The sequence below is a fragment of the Pantoea sp. X-Soil-OKNW-556 genome, assembly GCF_059730695.1.
Genome location: NZ_AP035991.1, coordinates 427,786 through 447,363, shown reverse-complemented (window position 1 = coordinate 447,363; position 19,578 = coordinate 427,786). Strand labels below are relative to the sequence as shown.

Annotated in this window: 21 protein-coding genes; 14 read left to right on the top strand and 7 right to left on the bottom strand. The window is 57.7% G+C overall.

Annotation, left to right across the window (positions count from 1 at the left end; translation table 11 throughout):
- Nucleotides 1-4: 4 nt before the first annotated feature.
- From AC6I8T_RS22740 to AC6I8T_RS22720, 5 genes are all read left to right on the top strand, one after another.
- Complete coding sequence (locus AC6I8T_RS22740; RefSeq protein WP_208726385.1) at nucleotides 5-874, top strand: branched-chain amino acid ABC transporter permease; 870 nt, start codon at nucleotides 5-7, stop codon at nucleotides 872-874.
- A complete protein-coding gene (locus tag AC6I8T_RS22735; RefSeq protein ID WP_208726386.1) occupies nucleotides 874-1,905 on the top strand; it encodes a branched-chain amino acid ABC transporter permease in 1,032 nt (343 codons plus the stop codon). Before AC6I8T_RS22740 ends, AC6I8T_RS22735 begins: the two co-directional genes overlap by 1 nt.
- On the top strand, nucleotides 1,902-2,633 hold the full coding sequence (locus tag AC6I8T_RS22730) for an ATP-binding cassette domain-containing protein (protein ID WP_208726388.1): 732 nt from the start codon (nucleotides 1,902-1,904) through the stop codon (nucleotides 2,631-2,633). The genes AC6I8T_RS22735 and AC6I8T_RS22730 overlap by 4 nt, the downstream gene beginning before the upstream one ends.
- The gene (locus AC6I8T_RS22725; protein ID WP_208726390.1) at nucleotides 2,626-3,330 is read left to right on the top strand and encodes an ABC transporter ATP-binding protein; all 705 of its coding nucleotides are present in this window, start codon (nucleotides 2,626-2,628) and stop codon (nucleotides 3,328-3,330) included. Before AC6I8T_RS22730 ends, AC6I8T_RS22725 begins: the two co-directional genes overlap by 8 nt.
- Nucleotides 3,331-3,506: 176 nt before the next feature.
- Nucleotides 3,507-4,070 carry an ANTAR domain-containing response regulator gene (locus tag AC6I8T_RS22720; RefSeq protein ID WP_208726392.1) on the top strand — a complete coding sequence of 188 codons (564 nt, stop codon included), beginning with the start codon at nucleotides 3,507-3,509 and terminating at the stop codon, nucleotides 4,068-4,070.
- Here the strand turns inward: AC6I8T_RS22720 and AC6I8T_RS22715 are convergent, their stop codons facing one another.
- From AC6I8T_RS22715 to AC6I8T_RS22705, 3 genes are all read right to left on the bottom strand, one after another.
- A complete protein-coding gene (locus AC6I8T_RS22715; protein WP_208726394.1) occupies nucleotides 4,071-5,006 on the bottom strand; it encodes a helix-turn-helix domain-containing protein in 936 nt (311 codons plus the stop codon). It lies immediately after the preceding gene.
- 104 nt (nucleotides 5,007-5,110) lie between these two features.
- Complete coding sequence (locus tag AC6I8T_RS22710) at nucleotides 5,111-6,505, bottom strand: amidase (RefSeq protein ID WP_497834447.1); 1,395 nt, start codon at nucleotides 6,503-6,505, stop codon at nucleotides 5,111-5,113.
- 106 nt (nucleotides 6,506-6,611) lie between these two features.
- Nucleotides 6,612-7,013 (bottom strand): tautomerase family protein, encoded by a 402-nt coding sequence (locus AC6I8T_RS22705; RefSeq protein ID WP_208726398.1) that lies wholly within the window; start codon nucleotides 7,011-7,013, stop codon nucleotides 6,612-6,614.
- Nucleotides 7,014-7,117: 104 nt separating this feature from the next.
- On the opposite strand from AC6I8T_RS22705, the gene AC6I8T_RS22700 reads away from it, so the two are divergent.
- The 7 genes from AC6I8T_RS22700 to AC6I8T_RS22670 all read left to right on the top strand — a co-directional run bounded on the left by AC6I8T_RS22700 (nucleotide 7,118) and on the right by AC6I8T_RS22670 (nucleotide 14,577).
- Nucleotides 7,118-7,990, top strand: a complete 873-nt coding sequence (locus AC6I8T_RS22700) for a LysR family transcriptional regulator (RefSeq protein WP_208726400.1) — start codon at nucleotides 7,118-7,120, stop codon at nucleotides 7,988-7,990.
- A 262-nt stretch (nucleotides 7,991-8,252) separates the two neighbouring features.
- The gene (locus tag AC6I8T_RS22695) at nucleotides 8,253-9,461 is read left to right on the top strand and encodes an SfnB family sulfur acquisition oxidoreductase (protein ID WP_208726402.1); all 1,209 of its coding nucleotides are present in this window, start codon (nucleotides 8,253-8,255) and stop codon (nucleotides 9,459-9,461) included.
- 9 nt (nucleotides 9,462-9,470) lie between these two features.
- Complete coding sequence (locus tag AC6I8T_RS22690) at nucleotides 9,471-10,661, top strand: SfnB family sulfur acquisition oxidoreductase (protein ID WP_208726404.1); 1,191 nt, start codon at nucleotides 9,471-9,473, stop codon at nucleotides 10,659-10,661.
- Nucleotides 10,658-12,019 (top strand): LLM class flavin-dependent oxidoreductase, encoded by a 1,362-nt coding sequence (locus tag AC6I8T_RS22685; RefSeq protein ID WP_208726406.1) that lies wholly within the window; start codon nucleotides 10,658-10,660, stop codon nucleotides 12,017-12,019. The genes AC6I8T_RS22690 and AC6I8T_RS22685 overlap by 4 nt, the downstream gene beginning before the upstream one ends.
- A gap of 23 nt (nucleotides 12,020-12,042) precedes the next feature.
- Nucleotides 12,043-12,840: a MetQ/NlpA family ABC transporter substrate-binding protein gene (locus AC6I8T_RS22680; RefSeq protein ID WP_208726408.1), complete on the top strand. Its 798-nt coding sequence runs from the start codon at nucleotides 12,043-12,045 to the stop codon at nucleotides 12,838-12,840.
- A gap of 2 nt (nucleotides 12,841-12,842) precedes the next feature.
- Nucleotides 12,843-13,943 (top strand): methionine ABC transporter ATP-binding protein, encoded by a 1,101-nt coding sequence (locus tag AC6I8T_RS22675; RefSeq protein ID WP_497834446.1) that lies wholly within the window; start codon nucleotides 12,843-12,845, stop codon nucleotides 13,941-13,943.
- The gene (locus AC6I8T_RS22670; protein ID WP_208726411.1) at nucleotides 13,927-14,577 is read left to right on the top strand and encodes a methionine ABC transporter permease; all 651 of its coding nucleotides are present in this window, start codon (nucleotides 13,927-13,929) and stop codon (nucleotides 14,575-14,577) included. Before AC6I8T_RS22675 ends, AC6I8T_RS22670 begins: the two co-directional genes overlap by 17 nt.
- On the opposite strand, the gene AC6I8T_RS22665 is transcribed toward AC6I8T_RS22670, so the two are convergent.
- The gene (locus AC6I8T_RS22665; RefSeq protein ID WP_208726413.1) at nucleotides 14,574-15,476 is read right to left on the bottom strand and encodes a LysR family transcriptional regulator; all 903 of its coding nucleotides are present in this window, start codon (nucleotides 15,474-15,476) and stop codon (nucleotides 14,574-14,576) included. The genes AC6I8T_RS22670 and AC6I8T_RS22665 overlap by 4 nt on opposite strands.
- A 100-nt stretch (nucleotides 15,477-15,576) precedes the next feature.
- On the opposite strand from AC6I8T_RS22665, the gene AC6I8T_RS22660 reads away from it, so the two are divergent.
- On the top strand, nucleotides 15,577-16,641 hold the full coding sequence (locus AC6I8T_RS22660) for an SDR family oxidoreductase (RefSeq protein ID WP_208726415.1): 1,065 nt from the start codon (nucleotides 15,577-15,579) through the stop codon (nucleotides 16,639-16,641).
- Between the two features lie 281 nt (nucleotides 16,642-16,922).
- On the top strand, nucleotides 16,923-17,078 hold the full coding sequence (locus AC6I8T_RS22655) for a Hok/Gef family protein (RefSeq protein WP_497834445.1): 156 nt from the start codon (nucleotides 16,923-16,925) through the stop codon (nucleotides 17,076-17,078).
- Between the two features lie 76 nt (nucleotides 17,079-17,154).
- Here the strand turns inward: AC6I8T_RS22655 and AC6I8T_RS22650 are convergent, their stop codons facing one another.
- The 3 genes from AC6I8T_RS22650 to AC6I8T_RS22640 are packed head-to-tail and all read right to left on the bottom strand — an operon-like array spanning nucleotide 17,155 to nucleotide 19,577.
- The gene (locus AC6I8T_RS22650; protein WP_415174309.1) at nucleotides 17,155-17,784 is read right to left on the bottom strand and encodes an NrsF family protein; all 630 of its coding nucleotides are present in this window, start codon (nucleotides 17,782-17,784) and stop codon (nucleotides 17,155-17,157) included.
- Complete coding sequence (locus AC6I8T_RS22645; RefSeq protein WP_208726420.1) at nucleotides 17,777-18,328, bottom strand: sigma-70 family RNA polymerase sigma factor; 552 nt, start codon at nucleotides 18,326-18,328, stop codon at nucleotides 17,777-17,779. The genes AC6I8T_RS22650 and AC6I8T_RS22645 overlap by 8 nt, the downstream gene beginning before the upstream one ends.
- 16 nt (nucleotides 18,329-18,344) lie before the next feature.
- Complete coding sequence (locus AC6I8T_RS22640; RefSeq protein WP_208726423.1) at nucleotides 18,345-19,577, bottom strand: protein-disulfide reductase DsbD family protein; 1,233 nt, start codon at nucleotides 19,575-19,577, stop codon at nucleotides 18,345-18,347.
- Nucleotide 19,578 lies beyond the last annotated feature (1 nt).

Genomic DNA, 19,578 nt, shown 5'->3' with positions numbered 1-19,578 from the left:
CACTATGGATCTGTTGATTATCTATGGCATTGAGGTGCTCAATGCCATCGCGGTGCTGATTATCATGAGCCTCGGCCTGGCGGTGGTGTTTGGCATGATGAAGATCGTCAATATGGCGCATGGCGAATTTATGATGCTCGGCGGCTACAGCGCGATTCTCGCCACCAACCATCTCGGTGTCCCCATCTGGATCGCCATGCTGGTGATTGCTCCGCTGGTGGTGGGGGTGTTTGGCATCGTGATTGAACGCGTGATTATCCGCCATCTCTATGGCCGGATGATTGACACCATGCTGGCGACCTGGGGACTGAGTCTGGCGCTGATCGGGGCGGCAACTATGGTGTTTGGCAACACCACGCTGGGTATCAGTTCGCCGCTGCCGAGCGTCACGGTTGGCAGCTACAGTACCAGCGGCTATTCGCTGTTTACCATCCTGTTTGCGCTGTGTCTGGTGGGGGCGTTGTGGTTGCTGTTGCGCTACACCACCCTCGGGTTGTGCGCGCGTGCCACCATGCAGAATGCGCGCATGGCGGCGGCACTCGGCACCAATCCTGGCAAAATCTATAGCCTGACGTTCGGACTGGGGGCGGCGCTTTCGGGCCTCGGCGGGGCATTGCTGGCCCCCATTACCGGGGTCATCCCGACCATTGGCATCAGTTTTATCGCCAAGGCATTTATTACGGTGATTGGCGGCGGTAGTGCGATCATCGCCGGAACCCTCTCTTCTTCCACCCTGTTTGGCACCATCTCGCAACTGGCGACCTACGCCTGGACGCCGGTATTTGGCGCGGTGGCGTTGCTGTTAAGCGCCATTGTGTTGTTGCGACTGTTGCCGCAGGGCATCACCGGACGCTTTTTCAGGAGGTCGCTGTGATGAAACTGTTTTCCGAACGCGTACAAATCATTGTGGTGGCGCTGGTGGTGATGCTGGGGGCGTTGTGGCTCTCCGGCACGCTGGAGTTGTATACGCTGCTGTCGGTCACGGTGTTTCTGGTGATGGGGTTGCTGTCGCTGAGTCTGGCGTTTATCTGGGGTTACGGCGGCATTTTGTGTTTTGGCCAGGCGGCGTTTTTCGGCCTAGGAGCCTATACCTACGCCATCTGCGCCATCAACTGGGGTGATTCCACCTGGGCGGTGGTGTTGGCGGTGCTGCTGCCGACCTTGTTCTCGCTGCTGCTCGGTTATGTGATCTTTTACGGCGGTGTCAGCGATGTCTATCTCGGTGCCATCACCCTGGCGGTGAGCCTGGTGCTGTTTAACTGGGTCAACTCGACGGCGGGCAGTGAATACCATATCGGCCAGGCGCTGTTGGGCGGCTTCAACGGTATTCCGTCGGTGCCAACGCTGAATATGCCGTTCCAGCCCGATGCGATCTTATCGCCAGAGGCGATCTTTATGGTGACGGCAGGGTGTCTGGCGCTGTGCTACGTGCTGCTGAAATTCACCTTACTCAGCCGTTTTGGCAAAACCGTGGTCGCGATTCGTGAAAATGAACAGCGTGCCGGTTTGCTGGGCTATAACGTCCCGGCGCATAAGCTGGCGACCTTCGCCATCGGCGCGGCGATTGCCGGACTGGCGGGTTGTTTGTACGTCAACTGGGGCGCGTTTGTCAGCCCTGGCGTGTTCAGCATCAGCCAGTCGGCGCAGATCATTATCTGGGTGATCGTTGGCGGGCGCGGCACGCTGATTGGCCCGGTGATCAGCTGCATTTTGTTGCAATGGATGGTCACCCGCCTCGGCGCGCAGCAGACGGTGGACGTCAATCTGGTGTTGGGGGTGATTCTGGCGGTCTTCGTGTTGTTAATCCCCGGCGGTATCCTGCCAACGCTGCAACGTTTGTGGCGGCGTAAACGTCAGCCGACGGTGCAGGCAGCCACGCCACAGGTGAGCGAGGTGAAACAATGAGCGCGGCAGTCCTGTTACAAACAAAAAAAATGGGGGTCAGCTTTGGCGGCGTTCATGCGGTGAAAGAGGTCGATTTCACCCTGCACGAGGGCGAGTTGCGCTGCCTGATCGGCCCGAACGGTGCGGGAAAAAGTACCTTCTTTAAGATGTTGAGTGGTCAGGTGACGCCCAGTCGTGGCGAATGCCGCTATCGTGACCGGGTGATTTCCGGGTTGCGGCCGTGGGAGATTGCCCGTCTTGGTATCGGTATCAAGACTCAGGTTCCCAGCGTGTTTGAAGGCTTAAGCGTGCGCGAAAATCTGTGGCAGGCGGCAGCGAATAAAATGGCGAAATCCGCCGTGCCCGCTGCCATTGCACAGGTGTTGCAGGATATTGGCCTGCTGCATCTTGCTGACGCCACTTTGTCCGAGCTGGCGCACGGTCAGCGGCAGTGGGTGGAGCTGGGCATGATCCTGATTTCGCGCCCACAACTGGTGCTGCTGGATGAGCCTGCCGCCGGGATGACACATCACGAAGTCCGCAAAACCGCTGAACTGATCAAAGCTATCAACCAGCAAAGCACCGTGGTGGTGGTGGAACACGATATGGAGTTCATCAGCATGATTGCGCAGCAGGTGACGGTGTTTAATCAGGGGGCGGTACTGGCGGAGGGCAGCTTTCGCGACGTGACCAGCAACCCACTGGTCAAAGAGGCCTATCTCGGCAACGTGGAGATTAAACATGCTTGAAATCAAAGAGATGGTTTCTGGGTATAACAAAATTCCAGTGTTACATCTGTCCGAACTCTTTGTCGGGGCAAAATCCTTTACCGGCGTGCTGGGACGTAACGGCATGGGTAAAACCACACTGCTGCGTACCATTATGGGTGAACTGCCCGCCTGGCAGGGCCGCATTGCGCTTAACGGCATCGATATCACCGCGTATCAGGCACATCAGCGGGCAGCGGCAGGCATCGGTTTTGTGCCACAGGGGCGGCAAATCTTCCCGTTGCTGACGGTAGAGGAAAATCTGCGCATGGGCTGCGTGAAGCACTTTTCCCGGGCCGGGCAGATTATCGAACAGATGCTGGAGATCTTCCCGCGTCTGAAACGCCTGCTGGCGCAGCCGGGGGGATCTTTGTCCGGTGGTGAACAGCAATTGCTGGCGCTGGCCCGCTGTTTATGTGGTCAGCCGCAACTGGTGCTGCTGGATGAACCCACTGAGGGGATCCAGCCGAATATCTGTGAGGAGATTATTGAGACGTTGCAACGACTCAGGCATGAGATGGATATCTCCATCATCCTGGTGGAACAGGATATTGAGTTTCTCTATGCGCTGTCGGACCAGATCCATGTGATTGAAAAGGGGGAAATTATTCAACATATCGATCCGCTAACCACCTCCAGTGCCAGCATTGCCGAACAGTTTTTGGGTTTTCATGCCTGATGGTCGTCCTTTAACGTAGCGGCGCGATTTATCGCGCAATGTCGTGCGCGATAAATCGCGCCGCTACGGATCGTGCTGTTGTCTCAACTGACACACTTCCCGACCGCCACAACACAGCAGGCGCTTCCACACTTGCTTAGTGTAAAGCTTCACACTCCATTAACCCAGGGTGAAGCATGACTGAGCAATCCTTACTGGCCAGACTGTCGGGCGTCCGGCTGCATCTCTTCCATCCCGATGCGCAGAGCGTGCGCGCCTTCTGTGCGTCGTTGACGCAGCTCGGCTGTCAGGCGCAGCACAGCTGGCCATTACCGACACAGGCTCCCACTGACGTCCATCTGGTCATTGTGGCGGTTGAACCTCACTATCAGCAGACCCTGCTACCGTTATTACGCGCCTGGCGTCAGGCCAATATTCCGGTGATCGCGCTGGCCGATTGTCAAAATGCGCGCCTGTTTCCCCTGTTAATTGAACTGCAACCGACTGCCATCGCCGAACGCACCTTGAATCCCTTTGCATTGATTGTGCAGGTCATCGGCACCCTCCAGGCGACACGCCAGCACGCCCGGCAGCGGGTTAAAGTTAAAAGCGAGCGTCTGGCGCAGGCCAAGGGCATGCTGATGCGCGAATATGGACTGGATGAATCCGGGGCGTACCGCTTTATGCGCAGTGAAGCGATGAACACCCGCAGCAGCATGGAATATACCGCTGAACGGGTGATCAACAGCCTGCAAAAATAATCAGTTTTGCGGCTGGCGGATCAGGCTGCTGGGGGTGTAACCAAAGGCCTTGCGGAACGCGAGGCTGAAATGCGACATATCGCTAAACCCGTGATCCATCGCTACCTGGGTGATATTGCGCGCTTTACCTTCGGCCAGCACTTTGTGGCTCGCCAGCAGGCGCTCCTGCCAGACAAAATTCATCGGCGTGGTGCCATGAGCGGCAAACACCCGGCTGACGGTACGCGGGGAGACATGATGTGCGTTGGCAATTTGCGCCACTGACAATTCATGCTGATGCAGGTTTTGCCGCAGATAACTCACCACGCGCGAAAACAGGTCTGGCTTCAGCGCGGCATCGCTTTTCTGCAAATTCAGGCTGACCGAAATCATATTCAGCAGCGTGTTGGCAAACTGCTCCGTCAGAAACGCATTTTCGCGTTCGGCATTAAAGGTAAACGCCTCGGTCAGCATGTGTTTCAGCGAAGTCATACCCGGACGGCTAAGGTCCAGCGTTTTTCCTGCCAGCCGGGCGATAGCCGGTGCCTCTTTCTCAATCATCTGACGCGGCAGATGGACGATATTGATGGCGACATTCTCCATGGCAAAATCAAATGGGGTGGCGGCATCATAAATCACCACATCACCGGCATGGACGCGGGAATGGTTGTCATTCTGGCTTAAGGTGCCGGAACCGGCGCAAATATAGCCCAGATAGAAATCATGATTGGGATGGCGGCGAATGCACTCAGCCGTGCGTTGCCACACCAGCGCGGTACGCGAGATATGATTGGCGATATCCACATGCCCCAGCATCGAATAGCCGAAACTGCCAGAGAACTCTCCGGCGTGGGTTTGGCGTGCCTCGGCTTTGATCAAACGCGAGCAGACCGCGTCACGCCAGGCATCAAAGCGATGACGATTTTCCAGGTTATCGGTGGTGAAATTTTCTTTCATGACAACGTCCCCTAAACATGGCGAAAAGGGCGGAAGTGGAAAAAATAAAGCAATTATTGGGCCATGAAAGCGACAAAAGGCCGCCGCAGCGGCCAGTGAGGAGGTTACAGCGTCGGGTGTTGTTTATGCCAGTCGGTAACGTGCTGGTAGGCCCAGGCACCCTGAATCATGGTGGCTTCGGCAAAGTGCGCCGCCACCAGCTGGAAGCCAATCGGCGCACCAGCAGCGGTCATGCCACAGGGCAGAGTGATAGTGGGATGGCCGCTGGCATCGAATGCACTGGTATAGCGCAGCACGCCGTTAAACAGTGCCTGATCAGTACCAAAACGGGTCATGGTGTCCCAGGTTAAACCGGCAAAAGCGGTGGCCGGGGCCAGCAGCAAATCGACTTTGCTGAACAGGGCGGAGATGTCACCACGCAGCGCCGCCCGACTGAGCAGCAGGCGTTGATACTCCAGCGCCGTGACGCGATGGCCGAGATCGAGTAAACCCGCCAGCCCCGGACCGTATTGATCTTTTTGAGCCGGGTAGGTTGCTTCGTGCGCCAGTGCGGTTTCGACGGCACACAACGCGCTCCACTCCTCGGCGGCTTTTTCGGTGTCCGGCATGGTGATATCCACAAAGGTGGCACCCAACTCGCTCAGGGTCGCAATCGTAGCTTGCAATGCGGCGCGAGTCTCATCATCCACTTTGTCCAACGCCCAGCTTTTATCGAGGCCGATGCGCAGGTGGCTGACGCCGCGCGTCATCAGTGCCAGATAGTCCGGCACTGGCTCGCTGCTGGAGGTGGGATCTTTCTCGTCGCGCCCGGCAATGGCCTGCAACATGGCGGCAGCATCGGCGGCGGAACGCGCCATCGGGCCAATATGATCGAGCGAAGCTGCCAGTTCACAGGCACCGTGACGGGTGACGCGGCTCCAGGTGGGTTTGATGCCCGTCAAACCATTAGCGTTAGACGGAAAACGGATCGAGCCGCCGGTATCGGTACCGATGGCCCCGAAACACAGGCCCGCCGCCGTGGCGACGCCGGAGCCGCTGGAGGAGACGCCGGTCCACAGCGCGCTACCCCACGGGTTGGTCGGGCGGGTAATCTCTGGGTGGTGATCGGCGAAGGCGCTTTCGGTTTGCGCCAGTTTGCCGAGAATGACCGCCCCTGCCGCGCGGAAGCGCTCCACCACCGTCGAATCCTCCGCCGGATAGTGATCCTTATGAATGATCATGCCGTGAGTGGTGGGGGCGTCTTTGGTCCAGATCAGGTCTTTCAGCGCAATCGGCACCCCATGCAGCGGGCCACGAAGGATCCCACTGGCGATCTCCTGGTCGGCTTGGGCCGCCTGTTGCAGCGCGCTGTCGCGCATCACATAAAAATAGCTATGCAGTTGCTTATCCAGCGTATCAATTCGCGCCAGCAGGGCGTTGGTGACCTCTACCGAGGTGATGTCACGCGACTGAATCAGGCGGCCAATTTCCAGCAAACTTTTGTAATGCAGGTTGTTCATCGTGCGCTTACCTCACAGAGAAAGTGTTAAAGAACAACCTAAAGCAGACGTGATGGACGGGCTTTGTTAAGCCGGACAATCGTTGTGTCGGGAGTGACAAGGCAAATTAAGCCACCCCGGCCTGCTGGTGTCGCCACTCCTGAGTCCGTCCACCGTAGCCATAGGCGGCCGCGCGGGCGTCGATCAGGTGGATATAGCTGACCTCATGCAGATCCGGACGTAGCACCGCCAGTGCCTGATACAGCTCACGTACAAAACGCGCTTTCTCTGCCTTGGTGTTAGTTTCATCGGTGATGCTGATATCCAGATGAAAAGCGCTGCGTGCCAGGGTTTTCAGCGTTTCACCACCGATAAACCACTGGTCATCTGCAATGAACTGTACGGAGGTGGCCATTACCGGGCGATCTTTTCCCAGAACGGTTGCGGTCAGATCCTGAATGACCTGGACGGCTTGATGCATCAGCGGGGCGTTGTGCTCGCCTGATAACTGTAAAACGATATGCGGCATGTTTTCTTCCTCGTCATGTGAACTGGGAGGGAGTATTCCGCTTTCCTTTCCACCATAAAAGCAGGAAGATTGGTTATCATCCATTAATAAAACCGTTGGATAAGATGAACACCTTCGATATGGAACAGTTGCGCAGCTTTGTGGCTGCGGTAGACGCCGGTAGTCTGACAGCCGCTGCACCGCAGCGTTGTCTGTCACAATCAGCACTGAGCGAGCAGTTGCGTAAACTGGAGCAACGGGCCAATCAAACTTTGCTGGTGCGCAGTAAAAGCGGCGTGACGCCAACCGCAGCCGGAGAGAAACTGTTGCATCATGCCCGCCATCTGCTGGCGCTGGCAGATTTGGCGTGGCGCGATTTGCAGGGAGTAACACTCAGCGGGGAGATTCGTCTGGGGATCACCGATTATTGCCGACCAGATGCTATCGTCGCGCTACTGGCACGTTATGCGCGTGACTATCCTCAACTTCGCTTGCGCACTACGATGGGCAAAAGTGCCGAAATCGATGCTGCATGGCAGCGTGGCGAGCTCGATCTGGCGGTGGTGATGCGGGTGCCTGGCTTTAGCCGGGCAGGGGACGCCAGACAGGAAAAGCGACTTTTTCGTGAACCGCTGCTATGGGTGGGGGCCGCCGGATTGTCGTTGGCGCAACCGCTGCCGCTGGTGTTGCTGCCGGAAGGGTGCATGCTGCACCGTGCAGCCTGTCAGGCGTTAAGTCGCGAGCATCAGGCCTGGTTTATCCGTCACATCTCCTCGGGCGTGCGTGGATTACAGGATGCGGTGGCGGCGGGGCTGGGTGTCGCGTGTCTGAATCGTTCGGCAATGCCGCGCGAAGGCGTAGTGGTGCTGCAACAACCTGTGTTACCGAGCCTGCCTGAAGCGGAATTTGTGCTGCTGAGTCGACCCGCAGAACACCGTGAGCAGGGGCAAATCTGCGTTGCCTTTGGTGAGATTTTGCAACAAACGCTGGCTTACTGATTAATCTGCCCCGAGGAGTAAAAATAATGATTGCGCGATTTCCCCTGGTCCTTATTAATAAAATAACAGTGGATTGCGATATTTCTTCTTAGGAAAATGAGCACGCTGAAATACCTGCTTTCAGCGTGCTTTCTTTATCCGTATCTATTTATCTGAATAACAAAAAACCTTGTGCAGATATAGCATAACCTCACTATTTACTTGCTTCAGACCGCCTGATTATTATCCCTGCCAATCTGTTATTTCTGTTGTGAAATAAACCATGACGCAAACCTTAAGCAAAGATAACCCTGCTGCGGCGGTGTTAACCCATGATGCTGACGCGATCAATGCTGCCCGCCATCTGGCGGAGCAGGCCAAAGTCGGGGCAGTCGAGCGCGATCAGCAACGTATTTATCCGCGTGAACTCCTTAATCAATTTACGCAACTGGGCCTGGGCAGTATTAGCGTGCCGCGCCAGTTTGGTGGGGGAGGATTGTCATTCCAGACGGTGGCTGAAGTTTTTCGCCTTATTTCTGCCAGCGATCCTTCGCTGGGACAAATTCCGCAAAATCATTTTGGTTTGATTCAGTTCATCCTTGGCGAAGGAACGTCGCACCAGCAGCAGCAATTATTGCGCGCGGTGGTCAACGGGCAACGCCTGGGTAACGGTGGCCCGGAGAAAAATACCCGGCATACCCGTGATGTGCAGGCGCAACTGGTGACAACGTCACAGGGGCTGCGCCTCACCGGCGAAAAATTCTACTCAACCGGTGCGTTGTTCGCCGACATTCTGGTGACCACGGCGCTTCAGGATCAACAGCAGCCGGTGATGGCGTTTATCCCACTGCCGGCGGCGGGGGTGGAGATTGTTGATGACTGGTCCGGTATCGGTCAGCGCACCACCGCCAGCGGCACCGTACGTTTGCAGCAAGTGGCAGTGGATGTGCAATGGGTCATCCCGCTGCCCGCGTCAGACAAACCCACGTTGCGCGGCGCGGTGTCGCAGTTGATTCAGGCCGCAATTGATGCCGGTATCGCCCAGGGGGCGCTGGATGATGCGCTGGAGTTTGTGCGCAGTAGCTCGCGTCCGTGGGTGGATGCGGGCGTCAGCCGTAATGCGGATGACCCCTACATTCTGGCCGATATTGGTCGTATCAGCACCGAACTGACGGCGGCCAATGCGCTGCTGGCGCACGCGGCGCGCGTGCTGGACGCTATCGATCAACCGTCACTGAACGCGGAAAACGGTGCACGGGCGTCGATTGCGGTGGCGGAAGCCAAGGTGCTGACCACGGAGGTGGCGCTGCGTGCCAGCGAGAAGCTGCTCGAATGGGGAGGCAGTCGCGCCACCTTGCTGCGGCATGGTCTGGATCGTCACTGGCGTAATGCGCGCACCCATACCCTGCACGATCCGGTGCGCTGGAAAACCCATGCCATCGGCAATTACTACCTCAATGATGCGCTGCCCGCGCGCCATGCCTGGATTTAAGGAGCGAACATGACGCAGGTTCAGCCTAAACTGCCCGCCACGCGGATTAACGATGCGCAGCAGGCGCTGGCGGTGGCACAGCAGCTGGCGGAGCAATTCCGACGTGATGCCGCGCTGCGCGATCGCGAACGTCAACTGCCGCATCATGAGCTGGCACAGTTTTTCGCCTCGGGTCTGGGGGCGATTACCGTGCCACGGGCATTCGGTGGGATAGCCATCCCCTCGGCACAGTTGGCGGCGATTGTGGCCATCCTCAGTGAAGCGGATGCTGCTATCGGTCAGGTGCCACAAAACCATTTCTACGCGCTGGAAGTATTACGGGTTAACGGCAGCCCGGCGCAGCAGCAGCGGCTGTATGACGAAGTGCTGGCCGGGGTACATCTGGGCAATGCGCTGGCAGAGTTCAACTCGCCATCGGCGCACCAGCGCAGCACCCGTGTGACAGCGGGACGGCTTACCGGTAGCAAGTTTTACGCTACCGGCGCGTTGTTTGCTGACCGCATCCCCACCGCCGCGCGCGGTGATGACGACAAAGAACAGCTGGTCTTTGTCCCGCGCCATCAGGCGGGTGTCAGCGTGATTGATGACTGGAGCGGCTTTGGTCAGCGCACCACCGGCAGCGGCAGCGTGCAGTTTGTCGATGTCATCGTTAGCGATGAAGATGTGGTGCCATTTCAGACCGCGTTTGAACGGCCCACTGCCGTTGGTCCTTTTGCACAGATTCTGCATGCGGCAATCGATCAGGGTATCGCCCGTGCGGCCTTCAATGACATGCTCGATTTTCTGCGTAACCGCGCCCGTCCGTGGCCGGACAGCGGGGTTGAGCGCGCCAGCGACGATCCCTTGACGCTGGATCGTACCGGTCGTCTGGCCGCACGGTTATCCGCCGGAGATGCTCTGCTGGCGCTGGCGGGTGATGCGGTGGATCGGGCCCAGCAACACGCCACGGCAGAAAACGTGGCGGCGGCCTCAGTCACCGTGGCGCAAGCGCGTGCCTGGACCACCGAAGTCTCGCTGGAGGCGGGCAACCTGTTGTTTGAGTTGGGTGGATCGCGCGCCAGCCTGCGCGAACATAACTTCGACCGCCACTGGCGCAATGCACGCACCCATACCTTGCACGATCCGGTGCGCTGGAAATACCCGGCGATTGGTAACTACCTGTTGAACGGCGTGTTACCGCCGCGCCGGGGGACGCTATGAGTCAGCAGCATATCCTGCTTAACGCCTTCAATATGAATTGCGTCGGTCATATCCATCACGGCATGTGGACGCATCCGCAGGACAAATCGGTGGATTTCAACTCACTGGCCTACTGGACCGAGCTGGCGCAACTGCTGGAGCGCGGCCTGTTCGATGGCCTGTTTATCGCCGATATTCTGGGCGTGTATGACGTCTATCAGCAGGGTATCAACCTGACAGCCAGTGAGTCGATTCAGCTTCCGGTCAACGATCCGCTGATGCTGGTTTCGGCGATGGCGGGCGTCACGCAGCATCTGGGCTTCGGCGTCACCGCGAATCTGAGCTACGAAGCGCCGTATCCCTTTGCGCGTCGTCTGTCCACTCTCGACCATCTGACTGAGGGACGTATCGGCTGGAATATCGTGACCGGCTACCTCGACAGCGCGGCGCGTGCCGTGGGGCAGCGCGAACTGCTGGCACACGATCGTCGTTACGATCAGGCTGATGAGTTTCTGGATGTCAGCTATCAATTGTGGGAGGGCAGTTGGCAGGATGACGCGCTGGTGGTGGACCGCCAGCGGCGCTTATATGCCGATGCACAGAAAATTCATCACATCAATCATCAGGGCGAATTTTACCAGGTGCAGGGTTATCACCTCAGCAGCCCGTCACCGCAACGCACGCCACTGCTGTTTCAGGCGGGTAGCTCGCCACGCGGTATCCAATTTGCGGCGCGTCATGCCGAATGCAGCTTTGTCAACGCCAGCTCCCCGGCACTGATGCGCCAGCAGACCCAGCGTCTGCGACAGGCCGCAGTCGATGCCGGGCGGCGCGCCGACGATTTGCGCATCTTTATGGGTGTCAGCGTGATTGTTGCTCCCAGCGAACGCGAGGCGCAGGAGAAGCATCGCAGCTACCTCGAATACGCCAGCCCGGAAGCGGGCATCGCTCATTTCTCCAGCTCAATTGGGCTGGATTTGGCGGCTTTCGGACTCGATGAACCCATTACCAGCGATGACACGCGGGCGATTGAATCGGTAAGCAAAGCCTATAGCGGTTGGACGCGGCGGCGCTTGTTGGAACAGCACGCGATGGGTAGTCGCTACCCCCTGATTGTGGGGAACCCGTCGCAGGTGGCGGATCAACTGATCCACTGGATCGACGAGGGCGATATTGATGGATTTAACCTGACGCGCATTCTCAACCCGCAAAGTTACCGTGACTTTATCGATTTGGTCGTGCCGGAACTGCAACAACGTGGACGCTTTAAGACCGCCTACCAGCCCGGCTCACTGCGTAAAAAGATTTTTCAGCAACAGGATCGTCTGCCTGACCGCCATCCGGCGGCGCAGTGGCGACCTGCCGCCAACCGTCGTTAATCCATTTACCTCAGGGAATTATCATGAAAATTTCATTAAAACTGGCAGCCGCGTTGCTGGCCGTAAGCGCACTGGCGCATGCCGCCAATTACAGCGGGCCGCTGAAAGTCGGCACCACCGCCGCCTTTGCGCCACCGCTCGAAACTGCCGTGGCAGAGGCGAAAAAACAGGGACTGGAGGTCCAACTGGTGGAGTTTACCGACTGGACCGCGCCTAATGTCAGCGTGGAAAATGGTGACATCGACGTTAACCTGTTCCAGCACAAACCTTTCCTTGAGAACGCCAATAAAGAGGGCGGTTTCCACCTGGTGCCTTATGCGCCAGCCATTATTAATAACATCGGCCTGTACTCGAAAAAACATACCTCGCTGGACCAGATTCCCCAGGGCGGTACGGTGGCGATTGCCAATGACCCGATTAACGGCGCGCGTGGTCTGCTGCTGTTGCAGAAGGCCGGGTTGATCACCCTGAAGCCTGGCGTGGGGCTGAAAGCCACCGTCGATGATATTGCCAGCAACCCGAAAGATTTGAAGATTATTGAGGTGGAAGCGGTACAACTGTCGCGTTCACTGGACGAGGTCGATTTGGCGCAGGGCTACCCGCATTATCTGCGTCTGGCAAAAACCATTGATCCGGAAAAAGCGCTGCTGTTTGACGGGCTGGAACACCCGGAATATGTGATCCAGTTTGTGATTCGTGACGGTCATCAGGACGACCCGCGTCTGGCGAAGTTTGTGGATATCTATCAGCATTCGCCAGTGGTGCGCGCCAAACTGGATAGCTTTTACGGCAAGCTGTATCAGCCGGGCTGGAGCCAGTAATCATGGTGAGCCTGACGTTACCCGGTGAGCAGGATGCTGTGCTGGAGCCTGCGCACGAAGGATCGGGTAAGGCGCATGTACAGATACTGGGCCTGAGCAAACGCTATGCCGGACAGACGCAGGACGCGTTAAAAAACATTAACTTGCAGGTTAAACGCGGCGAGATTTTCGGCATTATCGGACGTAGCGGTGCCGGTAAATCGACCTTGATCCGCTGCCTCAATCGGCTTGAAGCACCGAGTGCCGGGCAGGTGGTGATAGATGGCATCGACATCGGTACTTTGCGTAACCGGGAGCTGGTGCAGTGGCGACGCCGCACCGGCATGATTTTTCAGCACTTCAATCTGCTGTCGGCGAAGACGGTGCGGGAAAACATTGAGCTGCCAATGAAAGTCGCCGGGGTGCCTGCCGCCGAGCGTCAGCGCAAAGTCGATGAACTGCTGGCGCTGGTGGGGCTGGAGCAGCGTCAGCACGCCTGGCCTGCTCAGCTCTCTGGCGGCCAAAAGCAACGGGTCGGTATCGCACGCGCGCTGGTACATGACCCGGAATTGTTGTTGTGTGATGAGGCTACATCGGCACTTGACCCGGAAACCACCCGCGCCATTCTCGCGCTGCTGAAGAAGATCAATCAGCAGCGCCAGATCACCATTGTGTTGATCACCCATGAGATGGATGTCGTGCATGACTTATGTCATCAGGTGGCGGTGATTGATCAAGGCGAAATCATCGAACGTGGCCCGGTGTGGCGTGTGTATAGCGACCCGCAACAGGAGACGACCCGACAGCTCCTTAACCCACAACATCAGGCATTACCGGAATATCTTGTGCCGTTGCTGACGTCGCAACGTCAGAATACGCAGTCGCGCCTGCTGGTTCGGTTGCGCTACACCGGTCAGGGGGCTTCGCCGGATCTTGGTGCACTCAGCCGTCGGCTCGCAGGTGAGGTTACGTTGCTGTTCAGCGCGATTGAATGGGTGGAAAACAAAGCGACCGGCCAGCTGTTGTTGTTGCTGGATACCAGCCATGACCGCGCGGCGACACAGCAGGCATTAAACGGCATCGCCGACCAACTGGAGATTGCAGGATATGTCACTGGGCTTTGAACGTTTGTGGACCGGATTGTTGGACACGCTGTTGATGGTTGGCGTGTCGTCGCTGTTTGCGCTGGCGCTGGGATTGCCGATGGCGGTGATCCTTGTGGTGACCGGACGTGGCGATCTGTTCCCCAATCCCTTGTTGAACCGGTTGTTGGGCTGGGTGGTGAATCTGTTTCGCTCCATCCCGTTTCTGATCCTGATGGTGGCGCTGATCCCTTTTACCCGCTGGGTCGTTGGCACCACCTACGGCGTATGGGCGGCAACGGTGCCACTGACCCTGGCGGCCACGCCGTTTTTCGCGCGTATTGCCGAGGTGAGTTTACGCGAAGTGGACAAAGGATTGACCGAAGCAGCGCAGGCGATGGGGTTCCACCGCTGGCATATCGTCTGGCATGTGCTGCTGCCGGAAGCGCGACCAGGCATCGTCAGCGGTTTTACCATCACGTTAGTCACAATGATCAACGCCTCTGCTATGGCCGGAGCGATTGGCGCGGGTGGACTGGGTGACCTGGCATATCGCTACGGTTATCAGCGCTTTGATATGCAGGTGATGCTGACAGTGATTGTGGTGCTGGTGGCACTGGTCACGCTGTTGCAATTCTTTGGTGACCGTTTATCGCGTCGTCTCAATCATCGTTAACGAATCGTCAGCTGGCTGAGTGTCTCAAGCAGCGCATCCACTTTTGGCAGCAGTTGCTTGCGGCGCGGCCATACCAGCGTCAGCATCAGGCCATCAGGTTGATGGGCGGGCAGGATAATCTCCAGTTCGCCGCGCGCCAGCGGTTCGCGTATTAGCCAGGAGGGCATCTGCGCAACGCCCAGTCCGGCGCACACCGCCTGCACCTGTGCATCCACATCTCCCATCGCCATACGGTGCGGTACGCTGCGCCATTGCACATGACCATCCTCCGCTTGCAGCAACCAGGGTTTGGTACTGCCATCGATGCGCTCGTATAAAATCGCCGGATGTTGCAACAGGGCGTGGCTGTTGGTGGGACGACCGGCGCGCGCCAGATAATCCGGTGCAGCGCAGAACACCATGCGTTCGCGCCCCATCTGACGGCAGGCGAGTGAGACCGGAATATTCGGCGTATCGCCAATACGCACCGCCACATCAATCCCTTCATCGAACAGATCCACCATCCGATCGGAAAAACGCAGGCTCAGTTCCAGTTCAGGATGTTGCTGGCAAAACGGCACCAGCAGAGGCATCACTGCCAGACGACCATAAGTGTTGGGCACCGCCAGCCGTAATTTGCCAGAGGGTATGCTGCGCTGAGCCGCCAGCACTGCCTCGGCCTCTGCCAGTTCTTCCATAATGCGGAGACAGGTCTGGTAGTAAGCATTACCGGCATCGGTCAGCTTCAGACTGCGCGTGGTACGTTCCAGCAGTCGGGAGCCGAGGCGTGTTTCCAGCCGGGTGACGCTTTTGCTCACCGCCGAGCCGGTGATATGCAGGCGTTCTGCCGCCGCTGCAAAGCTGCCGCATTCGATGCTGGCAACAAAGGGGACGATATCTTTCAGACGTTGATCGTGCATCTATTCATGAACTCAGGTTGTGAATGATGTGAATTAATGCCAGAGATGAGAATTCAATTCTTCATTACGCTAATGATTACGCAAACTGAGGAGAAATGAAATGCAGAAGCAGGCGTTAATTGTTGGTATCAGCGGCGTGATTGGTCGTGCGCTGGCCGAGAAACTGTTACGTGAAGGTTGGCAGGTGACCGGGTTGTCGCGTGGGCGTGGCGCAGTGCCAGAAGGATGCCACAGCCTGACCGCAGATCTGACCGATGCCGTAGCAGTACGTCAGGCATTGGCTGGAGTGAAGCCGGATGCGGTGTTCTTCAGCGTCTGGGCGCGGCAGGCAAATGAGAAAGAGAACATTCGCGTTAACGGTGCGATGGTGCGCAACGTCATTGAGGCGCTGGGCGAGCGGTTGCACGGTGCACATGTGGCGCTGGTGACCGGGTTGAAACACTATCTCGGGCCATTCGAAGCCTATGGCAAAGGGGCGGTGCCGGTTACGCCGTTCCGCGAGGAGCAGGGGCGTCAGCCGGTCGATAATTTCTATTACGCGCAGGAGGATGAGATCTTTGCCGGTGCGGAGAAATACGGTTACCGCTGGAGCGTGCACCGTCCTCATACCATTATCGGTTATGCCCTCGGCAACGCGATGAACATGGGCCAGACGCTGGCGGTGTATGCCACGTTGTGTCGCGAAAAGGGCTGGCCGTTTATTTTTCCCGGCTCACCGGAACAGTGGCACGGCGTATCGGATGTCACCGATGCCGGTTTGCTAGCTGAGCAACTGGTATGGGCGGCGACCGCACCGACGGCAGCCAATCAGGACTTCAACGCGGTGAACGGCGACGTTTTCCGCTGGAACTGGCTGTGGCCGCGTCTGGCGGCGTATTTTGGTATTGAAGCCGCCGACTATCCGCCACAGATGATGCCGTTGGAAGGACGTATGCAGGCAGCAACTGACGCATGGCGCGAGATTGCGCAGCGTGACGGATTGCGCGAGGCGGATATCGATAAGTTGGTTTCATGGTGGCATACCGATGCCGATTTAGGCCGTCCGATGGAAGCTTTTACCGATATGAGCAAGAGTCGCAAAGCCGGGTTTATTGGCTATCAAAGTACGCTGGATGCGTTTGTTCAGTTGTTCGAAAAGCTCAAAGCGGAGCGGGTAATTCCATAACGTTACATAAGAAGTTGTCACGGATCGCATAACTGGAAAAAAAGCACGAGTTAGCGCAGCGGCATGGACAAAAATTTGGGATAAGTCAGACGGTTGGATTAAAATCGCGGCGGGTGCTTGAGGCTTTCTGCCTTAAGCATTTGCCAACGGCAGAAAGAGAAAAGCCCCAGTTAACATAGGACGTCTTGCAGGACGTTTTACATTAAACTGAGGCCACTTCCAAATCCCAGACGCATTTAAAGTAGCCTCTTACGGACCCTCGGGTCAAGGAGACGTAGGCTATGAAGCAGCATATGGCGCGGATTGTCGCCCTGACCGTTATCTGTACCGCCGTTGTAATGGCGGTGCTGGTTTTGAGGAAAGACCTTTGTGAGGTCCGCATCCGAACTGGCGATACGGAGGTTGCTGTTTTCACAGCTTGTGAATCTGTCAAGTAAGAGAGCCGGCGGGGAGCGATCCCCGCCAACTCTTTAGGTTGTTACGGCTGGCCTCAATGCACCCGCTCCTCAACATTTACCTTATCGCCACCCAACGTTTCCCCACCAGTACCGTCAGGACCACAATGCTGGCAATCGCTGCCAGATGCATAAAAAAATCCACCTTATGCAGGTGCACCGGATGGCAAAACGCCAGCAGCGTTACCGCCATGCAGGCGACCCCGAATCCGGCCATTGCCAGGCTGCGAACCGGATTTAGCGCCCGGGTGCGCCGCAGGCTGGCAATCATCATCACCATCATCGGCGTGCTGACCACCAGCAGAAAGGTATAACAGTTGGTGCCGTCCCCGACATGCAGCGGCGGCTCGACGCGGGGAATATTCAGGATACTGAGTGCCAGCCACAGCAAACCCAGCGGCAGCAAGGCTTTCCAGCTGATGCTACGGCGTCCGGCAATGCTCATATTAAAGGCGCTACTGATCGCCAGCCAACCGAGCAGGAACGCCAGCGCCAGTTGCACCATTGCCCAGTGCGCACCGGGTTGCGACCAGTCCGTCAGGCTGCGTTGTACCAGCAGGCTGGCGAGCACGCCGCATGGCAATGCAATCGCCAGCCAGACCAGCACGCGCCACCGGGTGGGTAACGGGCGCTTCACCGGCTGTGCGGCCTGGCTGAGTTTTTCTATCAACAGGTTGTGGTCAGTCATGATGTGCTCCAAAGCGGCGTAAATTGGTCAGCGCGCGATGCAGTAACGATTTCACTGCGGCGACGCTCAGGTTGTTATGTGCAGCCGCTTCCATCAGGCTCATTTCGCGTAAATGGACATGTTCGACAATCTCCCGCTGGCGTGAAGGCAGTTGGCGCAAATAGCCGGCCAGCTCCTCCTGTGAATCCTGACGCGGTGGCGTCGTAGGGGCAGGCACGTCAGCCAGATGATCGTCGGCCACCTCCCAGCGTTGATGCCGTCCACGACGGCGCAACGCATCCACGGCGCGTGCCGAAATAATCGCCATCAGCCAGGGTAAGAACGGATACGCGGGATCGTAGGTATGACGTACCCGATGCACCGTTAGCAGCACATCCTGAATGACGTCTTCGATCAGCGCGTCGTCAGCGAGCTGTTTTCGTACCTGCGATCGAATCACCGGCACCAGCGCTTTCAGCAGTCGGGTATATGCCGACTGGTCGCCCGCCTGCGCCCGTTCCATCAGTGCAGGCCAGTTGTCGCGCTCGGTATCGCTTGTATCCATATTCCGCCTTGTTGGGTCAGGCTTTTTTGTTCGCCGCCTGAGTCAGCGCATCAACCACAATGCCGGGGGTAAGCACCTGCGGCAGTACTTTTGGCGGCCCGCCATTGGCCGGATATACCAGATACATCGGCAGACCGCCCTGGCCGAACTCACCCAGTGCGTCATCGACATCGGGGTTAAATTTGGTGGAATCAGCCACCATGTAGACGGTGCCGGTTTTTGCCAGCGCCTCTTTCACGGCCTGGGTTGATAGCGAGGTTTTCTCGTTAACCTGACAGGTTATACACCAGGATGCGGTGAAATCGACAAAAATGGCTTTACCGTGCCCGCGCTGCTCGGCGAGGGTTTGCGGCGTCCATTTTTCTTTGGTCAGGGTGGCGGCAACCTGATCGCCTGGCAATGCGGCTCCTGGCTTAATCATCCCCGGCAGAGGGGCCAGTACCGCCATCACCAGCACGGCGGTGATGGCAAACAGCACCTTATGGCCTTTGCCGGTAAAACGGCGTTTCTGCGCCATGCCGTATAACCATCCGGCAAAACTCAACACCACCGAACCGGCCAGCAAGGTTGCCAACGCGCCACTGCCTGCCTGCTGTGCCAGGATCCACACCAGCCAGGCATAAGCGCCAAACATCGGAAAGGCGAGGCCGCGTTTCAGAATATCCATCCAGGCGCCAGGACGCGGCAGGAATTTTGCCAGCGCCGGAAACAACGACACCAGGGTAAAAGGGGCAGCAAACCCGAGCGCCAACGCAAAGAAGATCACCAGCGCTATGGCCGGGGGCTGGACCAGTGCATAGCCGATGGCACTCGCCATAAACGGCGCAGCACAAGGGGTGGCGACGATGATCGCCAGCGCACCGGTCAGGGCTGAGCGCACAAAGGCACCGCGTCCGATATCGATCGCGCCGACCTGCTGTACCGACAGACCCACTTCAAACACGCCCAACAGATTGAGGGCTGCCGCGAGAATCACCAACGCCAGCAGAGCGATCACCAGGGGGGATTGCAGCTGGAAACCCCAGCCCACAGCCGCACCACCGGCGCGCGCTGCCAGCAAGATACCTGCCAGTGCCATCATGGTCACCACCACACCGAGCAAAAACGCCAGTCCTTCACGGCGGGCGCTGGCGCTGTTATCGGCATGGCGTAGCAGACCCAGTGCTTTCAGCGAAACCACCGGGAAAACGCAGGGCATAAAGTTAAGAATAATGCCGCCAATAAAGGCGGCCAGCATGGCGGTTAACATC

Excerpts from the sequence above, each read along its gene's own strand:
- AC6I8T_RS22740 (WP_208726385.1), top strand. The coding sequence starts at position 5 with ATGGATCTGTTGATTATCTATGGCATTGAGGTGCTCAATGCCATCGCG.
- AC6I8T_RS22735 (WP_208726386.1), top strand. The coding sequence starts at position 874 with ATGAAACTGTTTTCCGAACGCGTACAAATCATTGTGGTGGCGCTGGTG.
- AC6I8T_RS22730 (WP_208726388.1), top strand. The coding sequence starts at position 1,902 with ATGAGCGCGGCAGTCCTGTTACAAACAAAAAAAATGGGGGTCAGCTTT.
- AC6I8T_RS22725 (WP_208726390.1), top strand. The coding sequence starts at position 2,626 with ATGCTTGAAATCAAAGAGATGGTTTCTGGGTATAACAAAATTCCAGTG.
- AC6I8T_RS22720 (WP_208726392.1), top strand. The coding sequence starts at position 3,507 with ATGACTGAGCAATCCTTACTGGCCAGACTGTCGGGCGTCCGGCTGCAT.
- AC6I8T_RS22715 (WP_208726394.1), bottom strand. The coding sequence starts at position 5,006 with ATGAAAGAAAATTTCACCACCGATAACCTGGAAAATCGTCATCGCTTT.
- AC6I8T_RS22710 (WP_497834447.1), bottom strand. The coding sequence starts at position 6,505 with ATGAACAACCTGCATTACAAAAGTTTGCTGGAAATTGGCCGCCTGATT.
- AC6I8T_RS22705 (WP_208726398.1), bottom strand. The coding sequence starts at position 7,013 with ATGCCGCATATCGTTTTACAGTTATCAGGCGAGCACAACGCCCCGCTG.
- AC6I8T_RS22700 (WP_208726400.1), top strand. The coding sequence starts at position 7,118 with ATGAACACCTTCGATATGGAACAGTTGCGCAGCTTTGTGGCTGCGGTA.
- AC6I8T_RS22695 (WP_208726402.1), top strand. The coding sequence starts at position 8,253 with ATGACGCAAACCTTAAGCAAAGATAACCCTGCTGCGGCGGTGTTAACC.
- AC6I8T_RS22690 (WP_208726404.1), top strand. The coding sequence starts at position 9,471 with ATGACGCAGGTTCAGCCTAAACTGCCCGCCACGCGGATTAACGATGCG.
- AC6I8T_RS22685 (WP_208726406.1), top strand. The coding sequence starts at position 10,658 with ATGAGTCAGCAGCATATCCTGCTTAACGCCTTCAATATGAATTGCGTC.
- AC6I8T_RS22680 (WP_208726408.1), top strand. The coding sequence starts at position 12,043 with ATGAAAATTTCATTAAAACTGGCAGCCGCGTTGCTGGCCGTAAGCGCA.
- AC6I8T_RS22675 (WP_497834446.1), top strand. The coding sequence starts at position 12,843 with ATGGTGAGCCTGACGTTACCCGGTGAGCAGGATGCTGTGCTGGAGCCT.
- AC6I8T_RS22670 (WP_208726411.1), top strand. The coding sequence starts at position 13,927 with ATGTCACTGGGCTTTGAACGTTTGTGGACCGGATTGTTGGACACGCTG.
- AC6I8T_RS22665 (WP_208726413.1), bottom strand. The coding sequence starts at position 15,476 with ATGCACGATCAACGTCTGAAAGATATCGTCCCCTTTGTTGCCAGCATC.
- AC6I8T_RS22660 (WP_208726415.1), top strand. The coding sequence starts at position 15,577 with ATGCAGAAGCAGGCGTTAATTGTTGGTATCAGCGGCGTGATTGGTCGT.
- AC6I8T_RS22655 (WP_497834445.1), top strand. The coding sequence starts at position 16,923 with ATGAAGCAGCATATGGCGCGGATTGTCGCCCTGACCGTTATCTGTACC.
- AC6I8T_RS22650 (WP_415174309.1), bottom strand. The coding sequence starts at position 17,784 with ATGACTGACCACAACCTGTTGATAGAAAAACTCAGCCAGGCCGCACAG.
- AC6I8T_RS22645 (WP_208726420.1), bottom strand. The coding sequence starts at position 18,328 with ATGGATACAAGCGATACCGAGCGCGACAACTGGCCTGCACTGATGGAA.
- AC6I8T_RS22640 (WP_208726423.1), bottom strand. The coding sequence starts at position 19,577 with ATGTTAACCGCCATGCTGGCCGCCTTTATTGGCGGCATTATTCTTAAC.